Origin of the sequence: Paenibacillus sp. NPDC093718, from assembly GCF_050279985.1 — a bacterium.
In the GTDB taxonomy this organism is placed as follows: Bacteria; Bacillota; Bacilli; order Paenibacillales; family Paenibacillaceae; genus Paenibacillus_AQ.
This window is the reverse complement of sequence record NZ_JBNNUS010000010.1, coordinates 184,161-207,152: the sequence shown is the minus strand read 5'-3', so window position 1 is coordinate 207,152 and position 22,992 is coordinate 184,161. Positions and strand designations below refer to the sequence as shown.

Annotated in this window: 17 protein-coding genes; 16 read left to right on the top strand and 1 reads right to left on the bottom strand. The window is 51.7% G+C overall.

Annotated features, from left to right (window positions below; genetic code table 11):
* Nucleotides 1-50: 50 nt before the first annotated feature.
* The 9 genes from purM to ACQKPA_RS26230 all read left to right on the top strand — a co-directional run bounded on the left by purM (nt 51) and on the right by ACQKPA_RS26230 (nt 12,303).
* The gene (gene purM, locus ACQKPA_RS26270; RefSeq protein ID WP_427495428.1) at nt 51-1,091 is read left to right on the top strand and encodes a phosphoribosylformylglycinamidine cyclo-ligase; all 1,041 of its coding nucleotides are present in this window, start codon (nt 51-53) and stop codon (nt 1,089-1,091) included.
* Nucleotides 1,091-1,702, top strand: coding sequence for a phosphoribosylglycinamide formyltransferase (purN, locus tag ACQKPA_RS26265; protein WP_427495426.1), 612 nt, complete (start codon nt 1,091-1,093; stop codon nt 1,700-1,702). Before purM ends, purN begins: the two co-directional genes overlap by 1 nt.
* Before the next feature lie 152 nt (nt 1,703-1,854).
* The gene (gene purH, locus ACQKPA_RS26260; RefSeq protein WP_427495425.1) at nt 1,855-3,402 is read left to right on the top strand and encodes a bifunctional phosphoribosylaminoimidazolecarboxamide formyltransferase/IMP cyclohydrolase; all 1,548 of its coding nucleotides are present in this window, start codon (nt 1,855-1,857) and stop codon (nt 3,400-3,402) included.
* A 212-nt stretch (nt 3,403-3,614) separates the two neighbouring features.
* Nucleotides 3,615-4,883 carry a phosphoribosylamine--glycine ligase gene (gene purD, locus ACQKPA_RS26255; protein WP_427495423.1) on the top strand — a complete coding sequence of 423 codons (1,269 nt, stop codon included), beginning with the start codon at nt 3,615-3,617 and terminating at the stop codon, nt 4,881-4,883.
* Between the two features lie 538 nt (nt 4,884-5,421).
* Nucleotides 5,422-6,732 carry a sugar ABC transporter substrate-binding protein gene (locus tag ACQKPA_RS26250; protein WP_216532936.1) on the top strand — a complete coding sequence of 437 codons (1,311 nt, stop codon included), beginning with the start codon at nt 5,422-5,424 and terminating at the stop codon, nt 6,730-6,732.
* Between the two features lie 97 nt (nt 6,733-6,829).
* Nucleotides 6,830-8,143 carry an ABC transporter permease subunit gene (locus ACQKPA_RS26245; RefSeq protein ID WP_427495422.1) on the top strand — a complete coding sequence of 438 codons (1,314 nt, stop codon included), beginning with the start codon at nt 6,830-6,832 and terminating at the stop codon, nt 8,141-8,143.
* Nucleotides 8,143-8,985, top strand: coding sequence for a sugar ABC transporter permease (locus tag ACQKPA_RS26240; RefSeq protein WP_071221547.1), 843 nt, complete (start codon nt 8,143-8,145; stop codon nt 8,983-8,985). Before ACQKPA_RS26245 ends, ACQKPA_RS26240 begins: the two co-directional genes overlap by 1 nt.
* A 130-nt stretch (nt 8,986-9,115) precedes the next feature.
* Entirely contained in the window at nt 9,116-11,152 is a 2,037-nt protein-coding gene (locus ACQKPA_RS26235) for a methyl-accepting chemotaxis protein (protein ID WP_427495421.1), read from the top strand.
* 404 nt (nt 11,153-11,556) lie between these two features.
* A complete protein-coding gene (locus tag ACQKPA_RS26230) occupies nt 11,557-12,303 on the top strand; it encodes a MerR family transcriptional regulator (RefSeq protein WP_427495419.1) in 747 nt (248 codons plus the stop codon).
* A gap of 259 nt (nt 12,304-12,562) precedes the next feature.
* On the opposite strand, the gene ACQKPA_RS26225 is transcribed toward ACQKPA_RS26230, so the two are convergent.
* On the bottom strand, nt 12,563-14,704 hold the full coding sequence (locus ACQKPA_RS26225) for an alpha-amylase family glycosyl hydrolase (protein ID WP_427495417.1): 2,142 nt from the start codon (nt 14,702-14,704) through the stop codon (nt 12,563-12,565).
* Between the two features lie 433 nt (nt 14,705-15,137).
* Between ACQKPA_RS26225 and ACQKPA_RS26220 the strand changes: the two genes are divergently transcribed.
* The 7 genes from ACQKPA_RS26220 to ACQKPA_RS26190 all read left to right on the top strand — a co-directional run bounded on the left by ACQKPA_RS26220 (nt 15,138) and on the right by ACQKPA_RS26190 (nt 22,915).
* The gene (locus ACQKPA_RS26220; RefSeq protein WP_427495416.1) at nt 15,138-16,280 is read left to right on the top strand and encodes a serine hydrolase domain-containing protein; all 1,143 of its coding nucleotides are present in this window, start codon (nt 15,138-15,140) and stop codon (nt 16,278-16,280) included.
* Between the two features lie 355 nt (nt 16,281-16,635).
* Nucleotides 16,636-17,592, top strand: coding sequence for a GNAT family N-acetyltransferase (locus tag ACQKPA_RS26215; RefSeq protein WP_427495415.1), 957 nt, complete (start codon nt 16,636-16,638; stop codon nt 17,590-17,592).
* A gap of 36 nt (nt 17,593-17,628) precedes the next feature.
* Entirely contained in the window at nt 17,629-18,336 is a 708-nt protein-coding gene (locus ACQKPA_RS26210) for a PIG-L deacetylase family protein (protein WP_427495414.1), read from the top strand.
* 492 nt (nt 18,337-18,828) lie between these two features.
* A complete protein-coding gene (locus ACQKPA_RS26205) occupies nt 18,829-19,443 on the top strand; it encodes an alpha/beta hydrolase (RefSeq protein WP_427495413.1) in 615 nt (204 codons plus the stop codon).
* A 145-nt stretch (nt 19,444-19,588) separates the two neighbouring features.
* Entirely contained in the window at nt 19,589-20,536 is a 948-nt protein-coding gene (locus ACQKPA_RS26200; RefSeq protein ID WP_427495412.1) for a carbohydrate ABC transporter permease, read from the top strand.
* 15 nt (nt 20,537-20,551) lie between these two features.
* Nucleotides 20,552-21,391 carry a carbohydrate ABC transporter permease gene (locus tag ACQKPA_RS26195; protein WP_427495411.1) on the top strand — a complete coding sequence of 280 codons (840 nt, stop codon included), beginning with the start codon at nt 20,552-20,554 and terminating at the stop codon, nt 21,389-21,391.
* A 150-nt stretch (nt 21,392-21,541) separates the two neighbouring features.
* Complete coding sequence (locus ACQKPA_RS26190) at nt 21,542-22,915, top strand: ABC transporter substrate-binding protein (protein ID WP_427495410.1); 1,374 nt, start codon at nt 21,542-21,544, stop codon at nt 22,913-22,915.
* Nucleotides 22,916-22,992 lie beyond the last annotated feature (77 nt).

The following is a 22,992-nucleotide window of genomic DNA, read 5'->3' as shown; positions in this document are numbered from 1 at the left end:
TGATGTGTGAACAGATACTTTCGTCATAACGAAAAAGGAGTGTTGAGCGCGTGTCGGATACTTACAAACAAGCAGGCGTGGATATCGCTGCAGGCAACGAAGCGGTAGAGCGTATGAAAAAGCATGTCAAAACGACTTTCAGACCGGAAGTCATGACCGACCTCGGGGGTTTTGGCGCACTGTTCAAGCTGAATAAAGACCAATATGAAGAGCCGGTACTCGTCTCAGGCACGGATGGCGTCGGCACAAAGCTGAAGCTCGCATTCGCGATGGACCAACACGATACCATCGGCATTGATGCGGTAGCGATGTGCGTGAACGATATTGTGGTGCAAGGCGCAGAACCGCTCTTTTTTCTCGACTATTTAGCGTGTGATAAGGTCATTCCGTCCAAAATCGAATCCATTGTCAAAGGGATCGCCGACGGATGCAACCAAGCGGGCTGTTCCCTGATCGGCGGGGAAACGGCGGAGATGCCGGGCATGTACAGTGAAGGCGAGTATGACATCGCGGGCTTCACCGTAGGCATTGTCGACAAAAGCAAAATGATCAACGGGTCGAATATCGCGGCAGGCGATACGGTGATTGGTTTAGCATCCAGCGGTGTGCACAGCAACGGCTTCTCGCTTGTCCGCAAGCTGCTTCTGGAGGACGCAGGCTACTCTCTGCAGCAAGAGCTTCTGGAACTGGGCGGACGTCTTGGCGACGTGCTGCTCGCACCGACCAAGATTTATGTGAAGCCGCTGCTCGGACTGTTGAAAGAGATCGAAGTAAAGGGCATGGCGCACATCACGGGCGGCGGATTCATCGAGAATATTCCGCGCATGCTGCCGGATGGCGTCAATGTCGACATCGAATACGGCTCTTGGCCGATTCTGCCGATCTTTAAGCTAATGCAGGAAAAAGGCAGCATTTCGAACAAGGATATGTTTACGACATTTAATATGGGAATCGGCATGGTGCTTGTCGTCAAAGAACAGGATGCAGACGGGGTGCTTCAATATCTCCGCTCCGCAGGCGAAGAGGCTTATGTGATCGGCCGGGTCACCGAAGGCGAGCGCATCGTAACCTTTACGGGAGCTGAGGTGTAATGAGGCCGTTTCGGATTGCGGTTTTCGCTTCCGGCAGGGGCAGTAACTTTCAGGCTTTGGTAGACGCGCAGCACAGGGGAGCGCTTGGCAGCGTGATCAGCATCCTGGTATGCGATAAGCCTCAGGCTCCCGTCGTGGAGCTGGCACAAGCGGCGAATGTGGATGTATTCGCCTTTCAGCCGAAGGATTATGCCTCGAAGGAAGATTACGAACGTGAAATTGCGGTAGAGCTTCAGCAGCGCGGTGTCGAATTGATTGTTCTTGCAGGATATATGCGGTTATTGAGTCCGTCCTTTGTCGAGTTCTATAGCGGCCGGATCATCAACATTCATCCATCGCTGCTGCCTGCTTTTCCAGGAAAAGACGCGATTGGCCAAGCGCTGGACTATGGTGTGAAGATGACTGGTGTCACGGTTCATTTCGTGGATGGCGGCATGGATACCGGACCTGTTATTGCTCAAAAAGCCGTAGAGATCAAGGAAGGCGATACGGCAGAAGTGCTGGCAGAACGCATTCATGCCGTGGAGCAGAAGTTATATTCTGAAGTCGTTTCATGGTTCGCCCAAGGGCGAATTTCGCTGAACGGGCGGAATGTGACGATTACCGAATAGGCTTTTGTAATAAAAGCGGACAAGGTCTTTCGGTGAATCGACATGTTCGATATTTCTCGGGAAATAATTTGCAATTATGGATCTTCGACAGCATCTACGGAATCAAGACAGGCTTACTTAGTTGATTTTCATTCAAAATAGGGGGTATGAACGTGGGTATCAAAAGAGCTTTGGTCAGCGTTTCGGATAAAACCGGCATCGTGGAATTTTGCCGCGAGTTGTCTTCATTGGGTGTAGAGATCATTTCGACAGGGGGAACGAAGAACCTCCTCGCCAAGGAAGGAGTTCCTGTCATCGGCATCTCCGATGTGACCGGATTCCCGGAGATTCTTGACGGACGCGTCAAAACCCTTCATCCAGCCGTGCACAGCGGCCTGCTTGCCATTCGCGACAGCGAGGAACATCAGCGTCAGATGCAGGAGCTGGGCCTTGATTACATCGATATGGTCGTGGTTAACCTGTACCCATTCCAGGAAACAATTGCGAAGCCGGATGTCGAGTATGAAGATGCAATTGAAAATATCGACATTGGCGGTCCAACGATGCTGCGTTCGGCTGCGAAAAACCATGCTTTTGTGAGCGTGGTTGTCGATGCGGCGGATTATGGCAGCGTGATTGAGGAAATCCGTGGCGGCGGCGACACGACGTTGGAAACCCGCAAACGTCTTGCAGCCAAGGTATTCCGTCACACGGCGGCCTACGATACGTTGATTTCCGACTATTTGTCGAATGTAACGGGCGACCCGCTTCCTGAGCGCTTTAGCGTGACCTACGAGAAAATTCAGGACCTTCGTTATGGCGAGAATCCGCATCAAAAAGCGGCATTTTACCGTAAACCGCTGGCACCAGCGGGCACTTTGACAACCGCGGAGCAGCTGCACGGCAAAGAGCTCTCTTATAACAATATCAATGACGCGAACGCAGCCCTACAGATCGTGAAGGAATTCGACGAGCCAACCGTGGTGGCCGTGAAGCATATGAACCCTTGCGGCGTTGGCATCGGGAAGAATGTACTGGAAGCTTACCAAAAAGCTTATAACGCTGATCCGACATCCATCTTCGGCGGCATCGTGGCGGCGAACCGGACAATTGACGCTCCGACGGCCGATCTGCTGAAGGATATTTTCCTTGAAATTATCCTGGCACCGGATTTCACGCCGGATGCGCTGGAGATCCTGACGAAGAAGAAGAACATCCGTCTACTGAAGATGGGCGAGTTCGGTTCGGCCAAGGAGCGCCAAAGCACGCTTGCCGTGACAACGATTGAAGGCGGCATGATCGTACAGGAAAGCGATGTGTTTTCCCTGGACGCCGCTGACCTGAAAGTTGCAACGGATCGTAAACCAACGGAGGAAGAGCTGAAGCAGCTGCTCTTTGGCTGGAAAGTGGTCAAGCACGTGAAATCTAATGCGATCGTATTGGCTGCAGACAACATGACCGTTGGCGTTGGCGCAGGCCAGATGAACCGTGTCGGCTCGGCGCGCATTGCGGTGGAACAGGCGGGAGAGAAAGCCAAGGGAGCCGTTCTCGCTTCCGATGCGTTCTTCCCGATGGGCGATACCGTGGAGCTTGCAGCGAAAGCCGGCATAACCGCCATCATTCAGCCGGGCGGATCCATTAAGGATGAGGAATCCATCAAGGCAGCCAACGAATACGGAATCGCCATGGTCTTTACCGGCGTACGGCATTTCAAGCACTAATTCATGAGTTTAAAAAGGGAGCTTCGTTGCAGCCATCAGGCTGGAGTCGAAGAGTGATCTTACATCCAGCACATCTATAGAGGCGACGCCGCGCATAGCGCGCGCCGCCTTTAAGTTTAAGGGGCAAGAGGGTGACCTTATCCTTTGCCCTGTAAATCATTTATGTGATGAAAAGATATCGGGTAACTTGAAATGAATCGGGAGGGAATACCATGGATATTTTGGTTATTGGAGGCGGCGGAAGAGAGCATGCCATCGTATGGGCACTGGCAAAGAGCCTGAAAGCGGATAAGATTTACTGCGCACCCGGCAACGCCGGTATCGGACAGCTGGCCGAGTGCGTACCGATCGCGGTATCGGAGTTTGATAAGCTGGCGGCATTCGCCGTGGAGAAGCAGGTGGGACTCATTGTTGTCGGTCCGGATGATCCGCTGGCTGACGGCATCGTAGATGCGTTCGACGCTACAGGCATCCCGGTATTTGGTCCACGCAAAAATGCAGCCGAAATTGAGGGCAGCAAAACCTTTATGAAGGATCTGCTTCATAAATACGACATTCCAACGGCAGCTTACGCGAAGTTCGACGATTACGAGAAGGCGCTTGCTTACTTGCGCCAGCAAGGGGCGCCGATCGTCGTGAAAGCGGACGGGCTCGCAGCCGGCAAGGGTGTTACCGTTGCGCGGACGATCGAGGAAGCAGAGCAGGCGCTCAGCGACATTATGCAATCGAAGGTGTTTGGCGATGCCGGAAGCCGGGTGGTCATCGAGGAGTTCCTGGAAGGCCAGGAAATGTCGATCCTCGCCTTTGTGGATGGTGAAACCGTGAAGCCGATGTCCGCAGCGCAGGATCACAAGCCGGCCTACGATGGAGACCAGGGGCCGAATACCGGAGGCATGGGAACGTATTCGCCATTGCCTCATATTCAGCCGTCCATCATTGAAGAGGCCATTGAGACAATCATCAAGCCCACGGCAAAAGCGATGGTTGCCGAAGGACGTCCGTTTCGGGGCGTGCTCTTTGCCGGATTGATGATCACGCCGGACGGCAAACCGAAGACCATCGAATTCAACGCCCGATTCGGCGACCCGGAAACGCAGGTCGTATTGCCGCGTTTGAAGACCGATCTGCTCGACGTCTTCCTTGCTGCCGTAAATGGAAACCTGGCCGATCTTGAGCTGGAGTGGAGTGACGAAGCGGCGGTATGCGTCATTCTGGCTTCTGGCGGTTATCCTGCCTCGTATCCAAAAGGAATTGCTATCAATGGGCTGGAACACGAGCAGGACGGGACGATTGTATTTCATGCGGGCACCTCTCGCGATGCTGACGGAACGTGGAGAACGAATGGAGGACGTGTCCTGGGCGTTGTCGGTTTAGGGGCAGATATCGCTTCAGCACGTACGAAAGCCTATGAACGGGCAGAAGCAATTACGTTTGAAGGCAAGCATAATCGGACGGATATCGCGTTGAAGGCGCTGCAATAACGGAGCTTCAATAGGTATCAGCCATATACGATAGAAGGACTGCCGCTGATCTGTATTCAAAGATCATGAGCGGTAGTCCTTTTTTGCTGTTATCGGAAACACATGGGGAAGCCAAACAAAAATTTAAGGTCACCTCTTGGCATGTTGAGCTAATGGTTTCTAATAAATATAAGTGTGCAAACGTTTGTTCAACTAGCAACCATTTATGTTGGACTCTTGTCTCAAATAACGTGCGAAATGACTGAATTGCACAGCATATGCACAACTATTTTTATGATAACTTACGAAATACAGTGAATAGTGAAGGTAACAAGAGATTATATGCTCAAAACGGGTAAAAATGATCTGTGCAAACGTTTTTACATTCGATAATAAATGTTGTATGATGTTTTCAGTGAATGAAGCGCTTTCTCAACGGGATTTTTCCTGAGTATCTCGCCAGATGTTACATAGAAAAAGAGACGCTGAAAATTTCTGAAATCGTTTGCGCAGATTTCCAACATTTTCTGATCATTTATTTGAGAGGGGTAATCATGGAATGAAGATGAAGAAACTACTTACGCTAGCTGCAACCTTCACGTTGGCGTTCTCCATTACAGCGTGCGGAGGAAATTCACCTGCTCCTGCTGCTGAGGCACCTGCTGAGAATCCACCGGCCCAGGAGACGCCGGCCGAAAATACAGAAGCACCGGAACTTAAGCCAGAGGAAGGCGCTAAATTGATCGTATGGGAAAGTAGAGACGAAAGAGCCTACACCGATGCGGTTGCTAAAGAATTTACCGAGAAATACGGCGTTGAAGTAACCATCGAAGAATTGTCCCCAACCGACCAAGTTACCAAGCTTCAACAAGACGGACCATCCGGATTGGGCGCTGACGTTGTATTGTTCCCTCACGATAACCTGGGTAAGGCCGTAGCTACAAACCTGGTTCTGCCAAATGATTACTTCGAAGAAAAAACGAAGAGCAGCAACACGGAAGCCGCTATCCAAGGCGTAAGCTATGACGGCGTTCTGTACGGATACCCGCGCGCTGCTGAAACATACTTGATGTACTACAACAAAGACCTGGTAAAAGAAGTTCCAACAACGATGGAAGAAGTTATTGAGTTCAGCAAAACCTTCACAGATAAATCCAAGAACAAATATGGAATCATGTTCGAAACAGGCAACCTGTACTTCGCATATCCATTCCTTGCTTCCAATGGCGGCTACATCTTCGGTAACGGCGGCGCAGATGTCAACGATATCGGCCTCAACAACGAAGGCGCAGTCAAGAGTATGGAAGTGTATGCAAGCCTGAAAGAAATTCTTCCGGTTAAATCCGGCGACATTACGCCTGATATCAAACGCGGATTGTTCACGGCCGGCGACTTGGCTATGGACATTAACGGACCATGGGAGCTTGGCGGATACAAAGAAGCGCTTGGCGACAAGCTTGGCGTTGCTCCAATCCCAACCATCGGCGGTCAGCCTGCTGTATCGTTCTCCGGTATCAAAGCTTGGTACGTAAGCTCGTTCACGAAATATCCGCAAGCAGCTCGTTTGTTCGCTGACTTTGCAACAAGCAAGGAAGCTCAATTGAAACTGAGCGCACTGGTTGGATCGGTTCCAACTAACAACGAAGCTCAAGAAGACGATCAAATCAAGAATGACGAGTATGTATCGGCATTCACAGAGCAGTTCAAATCTTCCCAACCGATGCCATCCGTTCCTGAAATGGCTAACGTATGGTCTCCTGTAGGCGCTGCACTGGCTGAGATCTGGGATAACAACAAAGACGTGAAAGAAACGCTTGATAAAGCTGTAAGTCAAGTGAAAGATCTCAACAGTGGTGGAGCTGGCGAGTAATTACGTTCTTATATAATGCGAGATAGATGAAGAAGTTCACCCGCCGAACAACCGGCGGGTGATTCCTCGATTATATGGAGAGGAGAATGGAGGGAGCATGCGTCAACATCGTACGACAGCAGCCGTATTATCAGCCATCTGTATGGGTCTGGGTCAGCTTTACAACCGGCAATGGATCAAAGGCGTTCTTTTACTTATCGTAGGTATATTCAGTCTGTATTACTTCATCAACAACCTGGGTGATGCCATCTGGGGAATGACAACTTTGGGGGAACAGGGAAGCCATTTAGAGAAAGTCAACGGTTTAACCCAAATGGTAGCAGGTGACCATTCCATTAATCTCCTGATTGAAGGACTTATCACCATGATTATGTTTGCGATTTTTCTTATTGGGTATTATGCCAATATCAAAAACGCATATAACGCTGGAAAACTAAGGGAACAGGGTGTAAAACCCAACAATTTCAGACAGACCCTTTATTATATTTTTGAATGGAAATTCGCGCAATCTTTCCTGACACTGCCGGCGATCGGTATTTTATTTTTTACGGTCATGCCGATTATCTTCATGGTTATGCTGGCGTTTACGAACTATTCCGCTCCAAACAATCTGCCGCCGGCAAATTTGGTTGACTGGGTCGGTTTCAAAACCTTCACCAATCTCGTTGCATTGAAATCATGGAGCCATACTTTCTTCGGCGTCCTGACCTGGACGATCATCTGGGCGGTGCTGGCAACGGTAACGACGTATTTTGGCGGTGTGCTCGTTGCACTCCTTATTCAACAAAAAGGAATTCGTTTCAAAGGCGTATGGCGTGTCATTCTGATCATTCCATATGCGATTCCGCAGCTGATTTCCTTGCTCGTCATGCGTAATATGTTTAACGGGCAATTCGGACCGATCAACCAGTATTTAAGATATTTCGGTTTGGAAGGCCTGCCATGGCTGACCGATCCGGTCTGGGCTAAAGTGACCGTTATTATCGTTAATATGTGGGTAGGTATCCCGGTATCCATGCTTCTCGTCATGAGTGTCCTGACCACGATTCCGAAGGATCTTTATGAAGCGGCCGATGTGGACGGGGCGACCGGATTCCAGAAATTCAAGATTATCACCCTGCCGATGATTTTGTTCTCGACGGCACCGGTACTGATTACGCAATTTGCCGGTAATATTAACAACTTTAACTTGATTTTCCTACTGACGAACGGTAACCCGGTTGTGGGTGACTATCAATATGCGGGGGCGACGGACCTGCTGGTAACCTGGCTCTATAAACTGACCCTGGATCAGCAGCGCTACAGCATGGCATCGGCCATCGGTATCATCATCTTCATGATTATTGCGACCTTCTCGATTTATAATTATCGCAGAACCAGATCCTTTAAAGAGGAGGATATGATCCAATAATGGGAATTAAAATGAGAAATGCGATTCGCCTGACGGCAAGTTACATTACGCTTGTCATCATCGCGATCGGTTGTATTTACCCGGCGCTCTGGATTGTTCTGGCCTCTTTCCGTCCCGGAAAGTCGTTGTACAGCAAGTCCTTGATTCCAGAATCTTTTACGCTCAGTCATTATAAAGAATTGTTTACGTCCCAGAGCTTTCTGTTTGGCACATGGTACATGAACACGTTGAAAATTGCGATATTCTCCATGATTATCGGGACCATTCTTGTCCTGCTTACAAGTTATGCGGTCTCCCGATTCCGGTTTAAAGGCCGGCAGAATGCGCTATCGGTCATTCTCGTGCTGGGGATGTTCCCGGGCTTCATGAGTATGATCGCGCTGTATATCCTGCTGAACTCCCTGGATCTGCTGAACACGCATGCGGCGATGATTATCGTGTATGCGGCAGGGGCGCCGTTAGGTGGAACCCTGATCATGAAAGGCTTCCTGGATACGATACCGCGAAGTCTGGATGAAGCGGCGAAGATCGACGGAGCTACCAACTTCCAGATATTCCGCAAAATCATTCTGCCGTTGTCGAAGCCAATGATCACGTATATGGGCTTGACGCTGTTCGTTGGTCCATGGGTAGACTTTATCTTTGCGAGACTCGTGCTCCGGACAAAAGAAAACTGGACGCTCGCCGTCGGCCTATGGGATCTCGTCAACTCCACCCAGGACAGTAACTTTACGCTGTTCGCAGCCGCATCGGTACTGATCGCACTGCCGATCACCTTGCTGTTTGTCTTCCTGCAGCGTTTGCTGGTTGATGGCATGACGGCTGGTGCAAGCAAAGGGTAAGGTACGGATAGTTAATCGTATGAATTCATCATAAGACAGATAGATAGAGAGAACAGCGAAGAGACACAGCCGGTAACCGCTAGCTGTGTCTTTTTGCATTCAAACATGCGATGCAGGGGGACATATACATATGAACATAATGAGACGTTTTCAATTCAAAGCGGTTGGGATGAAGCTGTTTGTTATCTTTTTTACCACGATCGTGCTGTTATCTTCGGCGTTAGGGTTATTATCGTATTTCATCTCCAAAGACACGGTGATGGATCAGGTGTCAGAAGCGACTTCGGGGCAGATGATGCAGGCGGCGGACAAGCTGGATTTTCTGCTGGCCCAATATGAAGCCGCTTCCCGTCAGTGGGCCTTGGACACGGTGCTTCGCGAGGACCTCATTACGGTGAGTACTGCGGATATCGGCATTCGGGACAAAACGCAGGCCGAGAACCGAATCCGTGAGAAGCTGAACGGGATGGCATCTTCGGATAAACGTCTGCAGGGCATGCGCCTGGTTGCGCCCAATCTTCAGGCTCAAAGCTCCTATAATTCCACGGGCTTATCGGGAATGTCATCCGGAGATGGCGTGAAGGCGAAGATTGACCGGATTATCCAGGCCGATGGCGAACCGGTATGGTTCCCGACAGAGGTCCAAGGCTTTATGGAGAACGAGAAAACCGCCACCATGACGATGGGGAGATTGCTGAAAAACCTGAAGAATCCGGATGCGCAGTATATCCTGCTGATCGATATCAAGAACGAGGCAGTCGGAGAGGTGCTGGCCAATTTAAAAATAGGGAACAACGGCCGGATGCGAATCGTTGCCGATGATAACCGGATCGTACACGACATGGACACGGCCCAGCTGATGCAGCAATCCACCATTACGGTTCCTCAAGCTGCCGAAGAAGGAGGGATTTATTACACCGCCGACGAGCAGATGGTGGTGTATACGCCGCTGAAGACGGCTCCTTGGCATATGGTCGGCTTTGCTCCCATCAGCGATTTCGTACAAGCCACGGACAAACTGCTGGCCGTGACGCTTGTGGTCATTGTGGCCGCGATCGTTATTGCGGTACTGATCGGCTACTATATGATGCGTTCCATCGGCCGCCCGCTGAACCAGATGTGCAGCCTGATGGAAGAGGGGGAGCAGGGGAATCTGAGGGTTCGGACCGAGTTTCGGCGCGCGGATGAAATTGGCCGTCTCGGCCACAGCTTCAACCGGATGATGAGGCAAATCTCGGCTTTGGTCGATCAGACGAATGCTTCCGCGAAGGAAGTGCTGGCTACGGCGGAGGAATTGGCGGAAGTTTCGAAGGGAACCTCGCTAACGGCTGGTGAAATTGCATCCGCCATGGAGCAGATTGCACAGGGAAGCGGAAGCCTGGCGATGGAGGCCGAACGGGAGAATCAGTTGGCTGAGAACATTGGCGTTCAGATGAGTAAAGTATCGGATTCGAATCAAGTGATGGAGGCCGCGGCTGATCGCGTGCTTCAGGTGACGGGAGAAGGCGCACGGCATATGGACAATCTGGTGGAGAAATCCACGCGGATTAATCAGGTGAACCGGGCCATTGTCCAGAATGCGGAGAAGTTGAAGGAGAATACCGCGTCGATTCACAAAATATTGGAGCTGATGTCGGAGATCACGCATCAAACCAACGTGCTGTCCATTAACGCGACGATTGAAGCGGCACGTGCGGGGGCAGCAGGCAGCGGCTTCATGGTCGTAGCCAATGAAGTGCGCAGCTTGGCGGATCGTTCCAAGGAATCGATCCAGACCGTTGGCGCGATGATCAGGGATATCCGCTCTGAAGTACAAGGCTCTGTTGATGCACTGACGTCGGCATCACCGCTCTTTGACGAGCAGCTGCATTCGGTACAGGAAGCCCAGGGCGTATTCGATCATGTACGCCACGAGATGGATGCCCTTTTAACCGAGATCCGCGAATCGACCCGTTCGGTAGAGGTACTGATCGGTTCCCAGCTTACTCTGACCGACTCGATCTCGGAGGCGAGCTCGATCGTGCAAGAGACCAGCGCCGCCACGGAGGAGGTCGCTTCGATGTCATCCGAGCAGTTCAAGGTGAGCGAAAAGCTGGTTGGCCTTTCTTCACGATTGGAGGGGCTGTCGGAGGGATTGCGCAAGTCATTGGTGATGTTTAGGACGTAAATGGTTTTCGATTGCTGCGTGAAAATGATGTGGGCTATGCAGCACTCCGCATGCGGATCATGCTTCCGATCCCTGTTACCCCCGGATTTCTATTGGAATGATATTTATGGTTGAAATCCGGGGATAAAGGGGACCACTTCGTTTCTCCACCATGATTCCGCCTGCTCCGTTGAAGCTTGCGGGGAATCGATTCGTCCTCTTTCGCTAATGCGTTTTTGGGCGAGCTACAAGCCTTGTCCCCCTTCGTTTGTCGTTCCGCTATTCTTCGACTCCGCCCGGTCTCCGTCCTGTAACCGGATGGACGCGCCCGTGTCTACGCCAATCACAAATTTTTGCGAAACGATGATTGACTCTCACGCTTCGTGATACTTTATAGTGAGTGTTGAAGGGAGGAGGGATACAGGATGCGGGTAAAGGAAGTGGCGGATCTGGTCGGCATTAGCGTGCGCACGCTTCATCATTACGATGAGATAGGACTGTTGGTCCCCGACGAGGTAACGGATTCCGGTTATCGCATCTATTCCGGTCGGAATCTCGAAATGCTGCAGCAGATTTTATTTTTTCGGGAGCTCGACTTCCCTTTGAAGAAGATTAAGGAGGTCGTACAGAGTCCGTCCTTCGACCGGAAGGAGGCGCTCGAACTTCACGGGAAGCTGCTGCTGGAGAAGCGGAGCCGTCTGGACAAAATGATCGCCGTTATCGAGAAGACGATTCGGCACGAGAAGGGAGAGCTTGAAATGACCGATAAAGAAAAATTCGAAGGCTTCGACTTCAGTCATAATCCGTACGAGCAGGAAGCGCGGGAGCGCTGGGGAGAAAAGGCGGTCGACGAGTCGAACGCCAAGCTGGCGCAGCTGTCGAAGAAGGAGCAGGAGGAACTGCAGAATCGGATCAACGTAATTTTTGCGAAGCTTGCCGCGCTTCGCCATGTCTCGCCGGAGTCGGCGGAAGCGCAGGAGGCGATCGGCGAGTGGTTCGAGGAGCTGAACCGGAAGGGCAGCAGCTATTCGCTCGAAGTGTTCAAGGGGCTCGGTCAAATGTATACCGACGATGTCCGCTTCACGAAGAACATCGACAAGTTCGGCGATGGCCTGGCGCTGTTCATGCGCGACGCGATGGCGGCGTATGCTGACCACAACGCCAAGTCTTAACGGGATTTACGCTTAAATGGATCGGACACGAGTATCGACTGGTTTGGCGGAAGAGGCGCATGGTTCTATGAACAATAAACATTTACCGCTCGAGTGTGGGAGGGCATAAAGCAAAAGAGCTGATGAAGGGGATGATTTCATCGGCTCTTTTGTTGGTGAGTGGGCTAACCAATAGCTGCAAGAGTGAAAAACAGCTCTGGGAATTGTCCCGGAGCTGGATTTATCAGGATGCTCGCTTATGAGCCGAAGCTTTAGGGGCTTACGGCTGCCAGTTTACATTAATCGTGGCTGTGCCGCTCGTTGGAGCGGTGAAGGAATGGTTCGATCCGCCTTCCCACGTTACTGTCGAACCTTGTTTTTTCAGGAATTTGAATTCGATGGTTTTGCCGGCCGGTACGCTGACGTCATAGTACCAGGTCGGGTACTGATAGATGACCTGATTATATAACGGACCGATGGCTTTGGCAGGATCCCAATTGCCGAGCTCGCTAACGCTGCCAGCCAGGTACACGTTTTGTCCGAGCGCGGTGGTGGCATTGTTCACCACAAACCGGACGCTGACTTGATCCCCGGTCAGCACTTCGAAGTTGTCGTGTACATTGCTTGAAGTGCCAGCGCTATTGGCGACTTTGATGTTATATACGCCACCGGCTACCGCAGGGATCTTCACTTTGATCTGCGTGTCCTCCCATGCCGTAATGTTAGCGCCTGTTACGGCCGTTGAGCCGAAGTATACCGTGCCTTTGGTTGCGCCGAAGCCGCGACCGTCAATGGTGATGGTTGCGCCTGGTTTGGCCATCATCGGTCCTACGTGCCCGATCGTTGGCGAAGTCACGGCGGTGGTATACTGCCATACGGCCGTACCGCCGGCAGCCAGCGTAAAGTTGGAAGCTGCTCCGCCTGTACCAACGGTCAGGCTGTTACCGTTCAGGAGACCGCCCAGCACGTCGGCATAGCTGCCGGCAGGCAATGAAGTCGCCAATCCGGTAATGGAAGCCGGCGTGTTCACGTTGCGGTTTACAGCGATAAGCGCTACGTTGCTGCCGAATTTGCGTTCATAGATCAGCACATCATTGTTGATCCAGCGCTCCTGCGTCGTTCCATAGGCGATGGCCGGATTGGATTTACGCAATGGCGCGAGCTTTTTAATTACTTGGTAAGCGGTAGTCGTCGTAGAGAATGAAGGAATCCGTGCCCGGTTGTTAGGATCGTTCCCGCCGGACATATATTGCTCGGTTCCGTAATAGATGGCTGGCACCCCGCGTGAGGTGAGCGTGAAGGCCAAGGCCTGTTCCAGCTTCCGGCGGTTGGCGCTGTTATCGTGGAAACGTTCCATGTCATGATTATCAATGAATGTGACCTGATCCTCCACTTGGGCATAGTCGGTTGCCGAGCCCTCCAGCATGGACTTCAGACCGTACATATTGTCGGTATTGTCCCTGAATACTTGGCGTACCTTCTGCGCGAAACGGAAGTCCAGCAGGCTCATGCCGGATTCGTTGGCAAACTTATGGTTCTCTGCACTTACTTCGTTCACGCCGAGGAACCATTCGCCGAAGGTGAAGACCGGCTTGTAGTTGTTGACGGTAGCCATGAAACTCTTCTGCCAGCCAAACGGCATATGCTTCACCGCGTCCATTCGAATGCCGTCAATGCCCAGATCGAGCCACATTTTGATGGCGTCCTTCAGGTAGGTATCCACGGTGCTGTTATTGTGATTCAGGTCGGCAAGGTCGTACAGGTTTTTGTAAATTCCGTTCTCTGTTGTTGAGAAATCGGTGCCTCCGTTATGATGGAACAAATTCTGTGTATCGTTCGTGTATCCGCCGAGCAGGGTGCCGTTGTTGTATAGCTTGCCGTTCTCCGCGAATGAAGGCTGGTCCGAGGAAGCGGGAGAGGTGTGGTTCGGTGCGAAGTCGATGATGACTTTGATGTTCTTGGCATGAGCGGCTGCGATGAGATTCTGGAAATCGGCGATCGTGCCGTAAGCCGGGTTCGTTTTCTTGAAATCTCTGGCCCAATAGCCGTGATAAGCGGTGTTGTTCACGCCGGAATAGTTGATGACGCTATAGATGTTCTCGACGGGCTGGGAGATCCAGATAGCGGTAACGCCCATGCCGGTCAGGTAGCCGTCGTTGATTTTGTTAATGATTCCTTGCCAGTCACCGCCGCAGTACAGTCTCAGATTGGTACAGGTACCGTCAAAGGCAGGTCCGGTCGGGTTGTTGGCCGTATTGCCGTCGGAGAAACGGTCCGTAAAGATTTGATAAATGACATCCGTGCTGAAATTTTGTTTATTGGATACCGAAGTATCCGGGGCCGCATGAGCAGGGCCGAGAAGGCTCAAGGCCAGGGACAAGCTAAGGGCAAGAGCAGTTGTCAGTTTGTAAAACTTTTTCATCGTAATTCCTCCTATGTAGTTGATAAAGAGAAGGTTGGTTTTACTAGCTTATCGGCTGCTTGAGCATCACCTCCCATACTAAATCGGGCAACAAAAAACCCCGGCATCTCCTGTAGAGAAACCGGGGTTGTTCCATACCGGGTGTGCGGTGACGGAATGCATGGCCCTTAAATTATGCGAGTGTTTGATTTCAACATTATTGTAAATGGAAGCGCATTCAAGTGTCAATAAGTTATATCCATATAAAAGGAAAATTTATGTAGGATGTGATGAAATTAAATTTTATAATCATTATTTATTATTGAAACAAAATTTTACAGGCCATATAATAGGTTTAGCAAACGTTTACATTTTCAAAGGCGCTGTGGATTTAAATGATGTCTGTTATTCAGTATTCCAAACTTAAGGACTTGCAGCAAAGGAGGGAAGATGGATGGCGAGCAGCGCGGAAATCGGTGCAGAGCAGCTGGGCTTGGCAATCAAGGGAGTGAAAGCGGCGTGCACCGCCATTGAACACGAAATAGCAGCGGGTACGACGCCGGGTGCCGTACTGGGCGTTGTGTATGAAGGCAAGCAGTGGTTTTATAGTGCCGGTTATGCCAACCCCAGGCCGAAGCAGGGTCAGCCTGTGCCGGTCAGCGAGGATACGTTATACGATTGTGCGTCCTTAACGAAGGTGGTGGTTACGCTCCCGTTGATTCTGCAATTGATCGATGAGGGAGTCTTGACCTTAAGCACAAAAGTGAGTAACATCCTGCCTCCATTTGGAACGGCTGGCAAAGAAGAGCTTACGGTAGGACAGCTGCTCGCGCATACCTCCGGGCTTCAGGCTGATATGAACCTGCATTCGCAGGGCTGGGATAGGGAACAGATGTGGGATGCTGTTCTTTCCGCACCGCTCGTGACCAAGCCGGATACCGAGGTGATTTACAGTGATCTGGGATATTTGGCACTTGGCTGCATGATTGAGAAGGTACTGGGAATGTCTTTAGAGCAGGCAGTAAAGGAACGGGTGTTGGATCCGCTCGGCATGCGTCATGCGACGCTGACTACTTCGCCTGAGCAGGTCGGCCGCTACGCCGCAACGGAGTATGAGGATACCATCCAGGATCATCTGTGCGGAATTGTGCATGACGAGAAGGCACGGGCCTTGGGTGGTGTATGCGGCCATGCCGGCTTGTTTGCCACCGCAGGCGATCTGCTGCAATACGCCCGAATGTGGCTGGTACAAGGGGCGATCCCGGGAACGGTGGGTCCAGCAGGAGTCGGCGAATCCCGCATCTTATCTAGGGCAGCAGCCATTGCGGCCACTCGTACCCATACGGGGCATATTCATGGCTCCAATCGTGGCCTGGGGTGGGTACTGAAAGGGGATAAGATGGACGCTTCGGGTGATTGGATGGGTCCGGGCTGTTACGGACATACCGGCTTTACCGGAACCAGCATGTGGATCGATCCCGAGTTAGATCTTGCGGTCGTTCTGCTGACAAATCGCGTATTCGGGGGGCGGAGCAGCAGCGTGGCTCAGCTGCGCGCACAGGTCCACAACGCGTTGACGGGAGCCGTGGCATGGTGAGATGGGAATGAGTCGTCGTTCGATTCGGCAGCGGCAGCCGTCCGGAGGCGATGTGACGCCTGGTCGACATCCGTCCAAGTATGCCCGGACCCCGCACCGTGCGCACAGGGAGCAGTGCGCACGATGTACAAAATAGCCGTTTTCGTTTCGGCAGCAACGCGGGAGCGATATGACCCCGGGATGGATAAGCAATGACCAATTGAGCCGGTACATTTCATGGGAGCTTTACATAGAGGTCGCTTCCAGTATATAGAATTGTTTGTTGATTAAGGTGAACCGGTCTCATTTGTTTCGCGGCAATGGAAGCGAATCCTAGCAAATCTGGAGAATTACGACAATAAGGAGGGAATACGTAATGACAAGTTTAGCCTACAGGGCTTACCGGCCTGGAGACGAAGACGCTATCACTACCCTGTGGAATGCCTGCTTACCAAGAGATCCCATGACTCGGCTTCGCTTTCGGAACTTGGTGCTGCTCGATCCGAACTTTGATCCGCAAGGACTGCGGATTGCGGAGCAGGAGGGCCGCATAGTAGGCGTCCTGTATGCGGTACGCCGGAGGCTGCCGATGATCGGAACCGAGCTGGAGCCGGATCGCGGGTGGATCACCTTCTTTTATACCGATCCATCCGTCCGGAGACAGGGTGTGGCATCGCAGCTGCTGCAGGACGGCGAAGACTATCTTCGCGGTCATGGACGCAGCAAAGTCTTTTTCTCCTCGTATGCCCCGAATTATATCGTTCCGGGAATCGATGGCGAGCGCTATCCAGAGGGCTTGGCATGGCTTGCAGCAAGCGGCTTTACCCGCAATTACACGGCGGTTGCGATGGATCGCTCCCTGGTCGATTTTCATATGCCGCCGGAGGTAACAGAGATGAAGCAGCAGCGTGAGCAAGAAGGCTTCACCTTCATGCTGGCTCAGGACAGCGATTTGGTGGAGCTGATCGATTTTGCGACGGACGTGTTTAACCCGGATTGGGGTCGGGCGATTCGCGAGGGACTGCTGCAGCGATTAACGACGGATCAGATTCTGATCGCGCGCGATCAAGGAAAGCTGGTGGGATTCTGCCTGCATAACGGTTATGAAGGCGTGGCTGAACGCTTTGGTCCGTTTGGCGTGGACCCGTCGATGCAAGGGAAGGGCCTTGGCAAAATCCTATTATATGATTGCCTCGCCCTCATGCGGGCGCAGGGGCTGCATGGAGCCTGGTTCCTTTGGACGGGCGAACACAGCCCGGCAGGGCATTTGTACCGTAAGGCCGGATTTCATGTGACGCGCCGGTTCGATATTATGAGCAAAACGCTTCAATAGATTCTACTACTTTTTATACAAAAGGGGAGATCCGATTTGACGGAAGCAAAGCAGCATCATATTTTGGCGATTGGCGGACATGCGGGCGATATGGATCTAACGGCAGGAGCCGTAATTGCTAAATACACGCAGGCTGGCCACAAAGCAACGTTTCTTCATTTAACGCCAGGGGAGAAGGGACACCCTCGTCTCACGCCGGAGGAGTACGCGAAGCAGAAGATTGACGAAGCTCACCAATTTGCCGATATCGTTGGCGCCGATGTCCGATTCCTTGCTTACAAGGATGCCGAGCTGCCGCTGGACGATGAAGTGAAGTATCAGGTTGCCGACGTCATACGGGAAGTGAAGCCGGATATCATCATCACGCATTGGAAGGAGAGCATCCATAAGGACCACTCCAATACCCATTACATTGTGGAGGACGCCCGCTTCTATGCAGGGCTGAAGACGATTGAACGTGAGCTTCCGGCCCATTATGCCCAGCATTTATACTATGCGGACAATTGGGAGGACCCGTACGATTTTCACCCCGAGGTGTTTATCGATATTCCGGACGAAGCCTATGAAACTTGGGTGAGAGCCATGAACGTGTATGCTTATGCGCGTGGGGAAACTTACGGCTTCCCGTTTATCGAATATTACAAAGCGCTCACGATTGTGAGGGGAGCTCCGGTGAACTTCAAGCGGGCACAAGCCTTTGCCGTGCCGAGAGGTGCATTGACTAAACGATTACAGTTTTTCTAAATATATGGTTTTACATCCAGACAACTGGAATAATACCTAATGAAATCACAAAAAAATTGTGAGAAATGCCAAAACATCCACTGACATTATACCTATCTTTTGATATAATGAGTGATGTTACGGGGGAACACGTACGGAATCATATAGAGAATACAAACAGGAGAGGAAGTCTTCCATATGGAGGCATCCTCTCTTTTCATTTGTCAAAGGCTGAGGAAAAGGGCGACAAAGCATTTCCGAGTGCAGCTCTGAACGGATGCGGAAGGGATGCTGTTGCATTTTTATAATTCCGTGGTATTATGTATTTAAAGAATCTTAAATTAAAGATATTAATAAAGGATACTTGTGCAATCTCTAATGGGATTGCAGCCTAGTTTATAATGTGGTTTTTAGGGTAGCCTATGGTCCTATTGGGCTATTCAGTGGAATTCTAACATTCATGGTTGTAAAACGGAATCTAACCATATAACCAATCGAAAGGAGACAATATAAATGGAACATACTCATATTTACCGCCAGGGAACCACTCCCGAGGCACCAACCTTACTATTGCTGCACGGTACCGGGGGGAATGAGGAGGATTTGCTGCCGCTGGCCGAGATGATCTCGCCCGCATCGAATGTGCTCGGCGTCCGCGGAAATGTACTGGAGAACGGCATGCCAAGATTTTTCCGTCGTCTCGCTGAAGGCGTATTCGACGTAGAAGATCTCGTGAAACGCACGCAGGATCTGAATGAATTCCTGAATTGGGCAGCCTCCGAATACAGTTTTGACCGCAGCCGTATCGTAGCGGTTGGTTATTCGAACGGCGCCAATATTGCCGCAAGCCTGCTGTTCCACGAGGGCGATGCGCTGCAAGGGGCAATCCTCCACCATCCGATGGTTCCGCTGCGGGATAAGACCTTACCGGATTTGACTGGCGTTCCCGTCTTCATCGCGGCCGGTCGTCACGATCCGATGTGCACCCCGCAGGAGAGCGAGGACCTGAATGAACTGCTAAGTGCGGCAGGGGCGGACGTGAAGCTGCATTGGGAGAACGGCGGGCATCAGCTGAGCCGTGCAGAGGTCGGGATGGCCGCTGCCTGGTTTAAGGAGAAGTTCCTCTAATACCAAGGACGCCAAGATAAACTAGCACCATGGATTCCTTCCTAAATAAGTAAAAATGAAAGCGAATATGATCAAAATACCGTCAAAACGTTGGCGGTATTTTTTTTATACTTAACCCATCGAATAAGAATCGAGGGGGTCCGACATGGCACAGACAATGGAGACGATGAAGAAGCATGGCACCCAGCCTTCGCGGGGACACAGATCCCGGGGATCCTTGCAGCGGGGAGAGAACCTATGGGGGATCGCATTCGTAAGCCCGATGCTGATCGGCGTTATCATTTTGGTGCTGTTTCCGATATTGGCTACGCTCGTGCTGGGTTTTGCCGATTGGAATTTCGTGCAAGGCTGGGATGGCATCCAATGGGTCGGGTTTCAAAACTTCCGCCAGCTGCTGGAGGATGACATGTTTATCAAGTCGGTGCGCAACAACATCTTGTTTCTCTTGACGGTTCCGGTCTACATGATAATCTCGATGGTGCTGGCCATCCTGATCGACCGGTTTGTCTATATGAAGGGCTATTTTAAAGTGGCTTACTTCATGCCCTACATATCCAACATCGTGGCGGTGGCCGTCGTATGGCAGGTGCTGTTCCAGCCGTCCTACGGGCCGATCAACGAAATTCTTCGGACGCTCGGGATGTCCAATCCGCCCAAGTGGATCGCGGATCCGAATTTCGCGCTGATTTCCATTATGCTGATATCGATCTGGATCTCCATCGGCTTCAATCTGATTATTTATATCGCCGGGCTGCAATCCATTCCGAAGGATCTGTACGAGGCGGCGGACATTGATGGAGCGAACGGGTGGACCAAGTTCAGACGCATTACGCTGCCCCTGCTGTCGCCAACGTCATTTTTCCTGCTGGTGACGGGCGTCATCTCCACGTTCAAGGTCTTTGATATCATTGCCGTCATGACGCAAGGGGGACCGATCGGCTCGACGACCATGATGGTGTGGTACTTGTACGATACGGCATTCGTCAACCTGAAGGTCGGTTACGCATCGTCCATTGCCGCGGTTCTGTTCGGCTTTGTCATGCTGATTACGCTGGGACAGTGGGCCGCTCAGAAGAAGTGGGTCAACTACTAGGAGGGAGGGCGCTATATGGGGACAAGAGTCGGCGTCGACTGGCGCAAGCTTATCGTCACGATCGCGATGTTCGTGGTGAGCATTCTGTTTCTCCTTCCTTTTATCTGGATGCTGGTTACATCCTTTAAGGTGGAGAGAGACGTATTCGTATATCCGATCCAGTGGATTCCGCGGGAGTGGAACGCGATTCAGAATTACAAGGAGGTATGGTTCGGCGATTATCCCTTCTATCTCTATTATTGGAACTCGATCAAGGTCAGCATATTGACCACGATCATCTCGGCCATGGTATCCGCCCTGGCGGCCTACGGCTTCTCCAAAATCCGGTTTGCCGCGGGCAATTGGCTGTTCATCATCGTGCTGGTGACCTACATGATTCCGGGCCAGGCCATCCTGATCCCGCAGTTTATTCTGTACCGCAACATCGGGCTGTTCGATAACCATTTCGGGCTCATTATGCTGGGAAGCTTCAGCGTGCTCGGAACATTCATGCTCAGGCAATTCTTCATGGGCGTGCATCAGGAATTCATCGAATCCGCCAAAATCGACGGCGCGAACCATCCGCGAATCTTCTGGTCGATTGCGCTGCCGCTGGTGAAACCCGCTGTTGCCACGTATGCGATCCTGCGATTTATCTGGACGTGGAACGATTATCAGAATCCGCTCATCTTCCTGCGGACGGACCGGCTGTTCACAATTCCGCTGGCGATGCAGAAATTCACGTCCTTGAGCGGAGAATTCTATTCCCTGATCATGGCGGCTGCCGTGTCGGCGATCTTCCCGCTGCTGATCGTTTTTATCATCGGCCAGAAGAGTGTCATCGAGGGCATCGCGCTGGGCGGGGTCAAGGGTTAGGAGCCCCGGGAATGAATGGGGTAAAAATAGTTCCAACATCAGTAAAGATTGTTTTATGGTTAAGATGTAAGCGCTCTATATAATGGGGATAGTTACAGCTAGAATCGTCACGACCTTACATACCGATATCAATGGGGAGGGTTATAGACAATGATGAACAAGAAATGGTGGTCAGGCGTTCTCACGGTCGCGATGGTGATCGGCCTGCTGTCCGGCTGCGGCGGCGGAGCGAAGGAGAATGCGGCGCAAGAGGGTTCCGAACAAGGCGGGGGCAAAACCAATCTGAGGCTGTACACATATGGCACGGAGGAAGCTTACAATTGGAAGAAAACGATCCAGGCCTATGAAGAGGCCACGCCGGGCGTGACCATTGAGCTGGTCCAGCTCAGCGAGAAGGGGGATACGCAGGAGGCGTTCAAGAAGCTCGACCTGGAGGCGGCATCCTCGGCCCAGATGGACATTCTGATGTTCAGCGATCCGGCGGGTTACGCGCAGCGGGTGGCGCTCGGCATGGCCGAGCCGCTGGATGACTTTATTGCGAAGGACGGCTACAGCGTGGAAACGGATTATAAAGTAGATACCCGCCTCGACGGCAAGGTCTACGCGCTGCCGGGCAAGTTCAACCCGTGGTATGTGCTGCTGAACAAGGATCATCTGGAGGAAGCGGGACTGCCGGTTCCGACGGACTGGACCTGGGACGAATATGCGGATTATGCCAAAAAATTGACCCAAGGCGAAGGAGCGTCAAAGCGCTACGGGACATACTTCCATGGTCCGCAAGGGGGCGGATGGCTGGAGTTTCTGAAGCTGATGATGGCGAATCAGCCTCAAGATACCGATTATTTGAAGGCCGACGGCTCTTCCAATCTGGATAACCCGACCTTCAGGCAAACGCTGGAGCTGCGCGTGCGGATGGAGAAGGAGGATCAATCCTCGGTGCCTTACACGGACATGATCTCCCAGAAGCTGAATTACCGGACGCAATTCTTCAATCAATCCGCGAGCATGATCACGATCGGCAGCTGGATGAACACGGAGATCGGCGGAACGGATAAAGTGCCGCTGGACTTTAATGTTGCCGTAGCCCCATTCCCGAAAAACGAGGAAGGCGATCCGACGGGACTTACGCCGGTCACCACGGATTACGTGGCGGTGGCGGCCAAGTCTAAGAATAAGGAAGAGGCTTATAAATTCGTCCGCTGGTATACAACGGAAGGGCAAATCGTGCAGGGCAAGAACATTCCGGCCTGGCAGCAGGTGAAGACCGAGCAGGTGGAAGAGATCATCGACACCATTCTGTCGGCCACGAAGAGTCCGGAAAAGGTAGACAAGAAATCGCTCGTGGACACCTTGGTCGCCTCGAAGGCTTCGGCCATCGTCCCTCCGGCGCCTTATCAGGCGGAAGTGTACGAGGCGGTGAACGAGGAATACGAGAAGCTGATTCTGGGCAATCAGGATATCGACCAGACCATTGCGAATTCGCAGGAGCGAGTGAACAAAATTATAGAATCCAACAAAAAATGATCTGGTATAATAGACAAAAAAATCGGGACGGAATTTTTCGTCCCTTTTTTTGAATTCGCGTACATCATTCCCGTCAC

What these genes read in the sequence shown, in the direction of transcription:
- ACQKPA_RS26205 (WP_427495413.1), top strand. Translation starts at nt 18,829, where the DNA reads ATGGAACATACTCATATTTACCGCCAGGGAACCACTCCCGAGGCACCA.
- ACQKPA_RS26250 (WP_216532936.1), top strand. Translation starts at nt 5,422, where the DNA reads ATGAAGATGAAGAAACTACTTACGCTAGCTGCAACCTTCACGTTGGCG.
- ACQKPA_RS26230 (WP_427495419.1), top strand. Translation starts at nt 11,557, where the DNA reads ATGCGGGTAAAGGAAGTGGCGGATCTGGTCGGCATTAGCGTGCGCACG.
- purN (WP_427495426.1), top strand. Translation starts at nt 1,091, where the DNA reads ATGAGGCCGTTTCGGATTGCGGTTTTCGCTTCCGGCAGGGGCAGTAAC.
- ACQKPA_RS26225 (WP_427495417.1), bottom strand. Translation starts at nt 14,704, where the DNA reads ATGAAAAAGTTTTACAAACTGACAACTGCTCTTGCCCTTAGCTTGTCC.
- ACQKPA_RS26195 (WP_427495411.1), top strand. Translation starts at nt 20,552, where the DNA reads ATGGGGACAAGAGTCGGCGTCGACTGGCGCAAGCTTATCGTCACGATC.
- ACQKPA_RS26220 (WP_427495416.1), top strand. Translation starts at nt 15,138, where the DNA reads ATGGCGAGCAGCGCGGAAATCGGTGCAGAGCAGCTGGGCTTGGCAATC.
- ACQKPA_RS26215 (WP_427495415.1), top strand. Translation starts at nt 16,636, where the DNA reads ATGACAAGTTTAGCCTACAGGGCTTACCGGCCTGGAGACGAAGACGCT.
- ACQKPA_RS26240 (WP_071221547.1), top strand. Translation starts at nt 8,143, where the DNA reads ATGGGAATTAAAATGAGAAATGCGATTCGCCTGACGGCAAGTTACATT.
- ACQKPA_RS26235 (WP_427495421.1), top strand. Translation starts at nt 9,116, where the DNA reads ATGAACATAATGAGACGTTTTCAATTCAAAGCGGTTGGGATGAAGCTG.
- ACQKPA_RS26200 (WP_427495412.1), top strand. Translation starts at nt 19,589, where the DNA reads ATGGCACAGACAATGGAGACGATGAAGAAGCATGGCACCCAGCCTTCG.
- ACQKPA_RS26190 (WP_427495410.1), top strand. Translation starts at nt 21,542, where the DNA reads ATGATGAACAAGAAATGGTGGTCAGGCGTTCTCACGGTCGCGATGGTG.
- ACQKPA_RS26245 (WP_427495422.1), top strand. Translation starts at nt 6,830, where the DNA reads ATGCGTCAACATCGTACGACAGCAGCCGTATTATCAGCCATCTGTATG.
- purD (WP_427495423.1), top strand. Translation starts at nt 3,615, where the DNA reads ATGGATATTTTGGTTATTGGAGGCGGCGGAAGAGAGCATGCCATCGTA.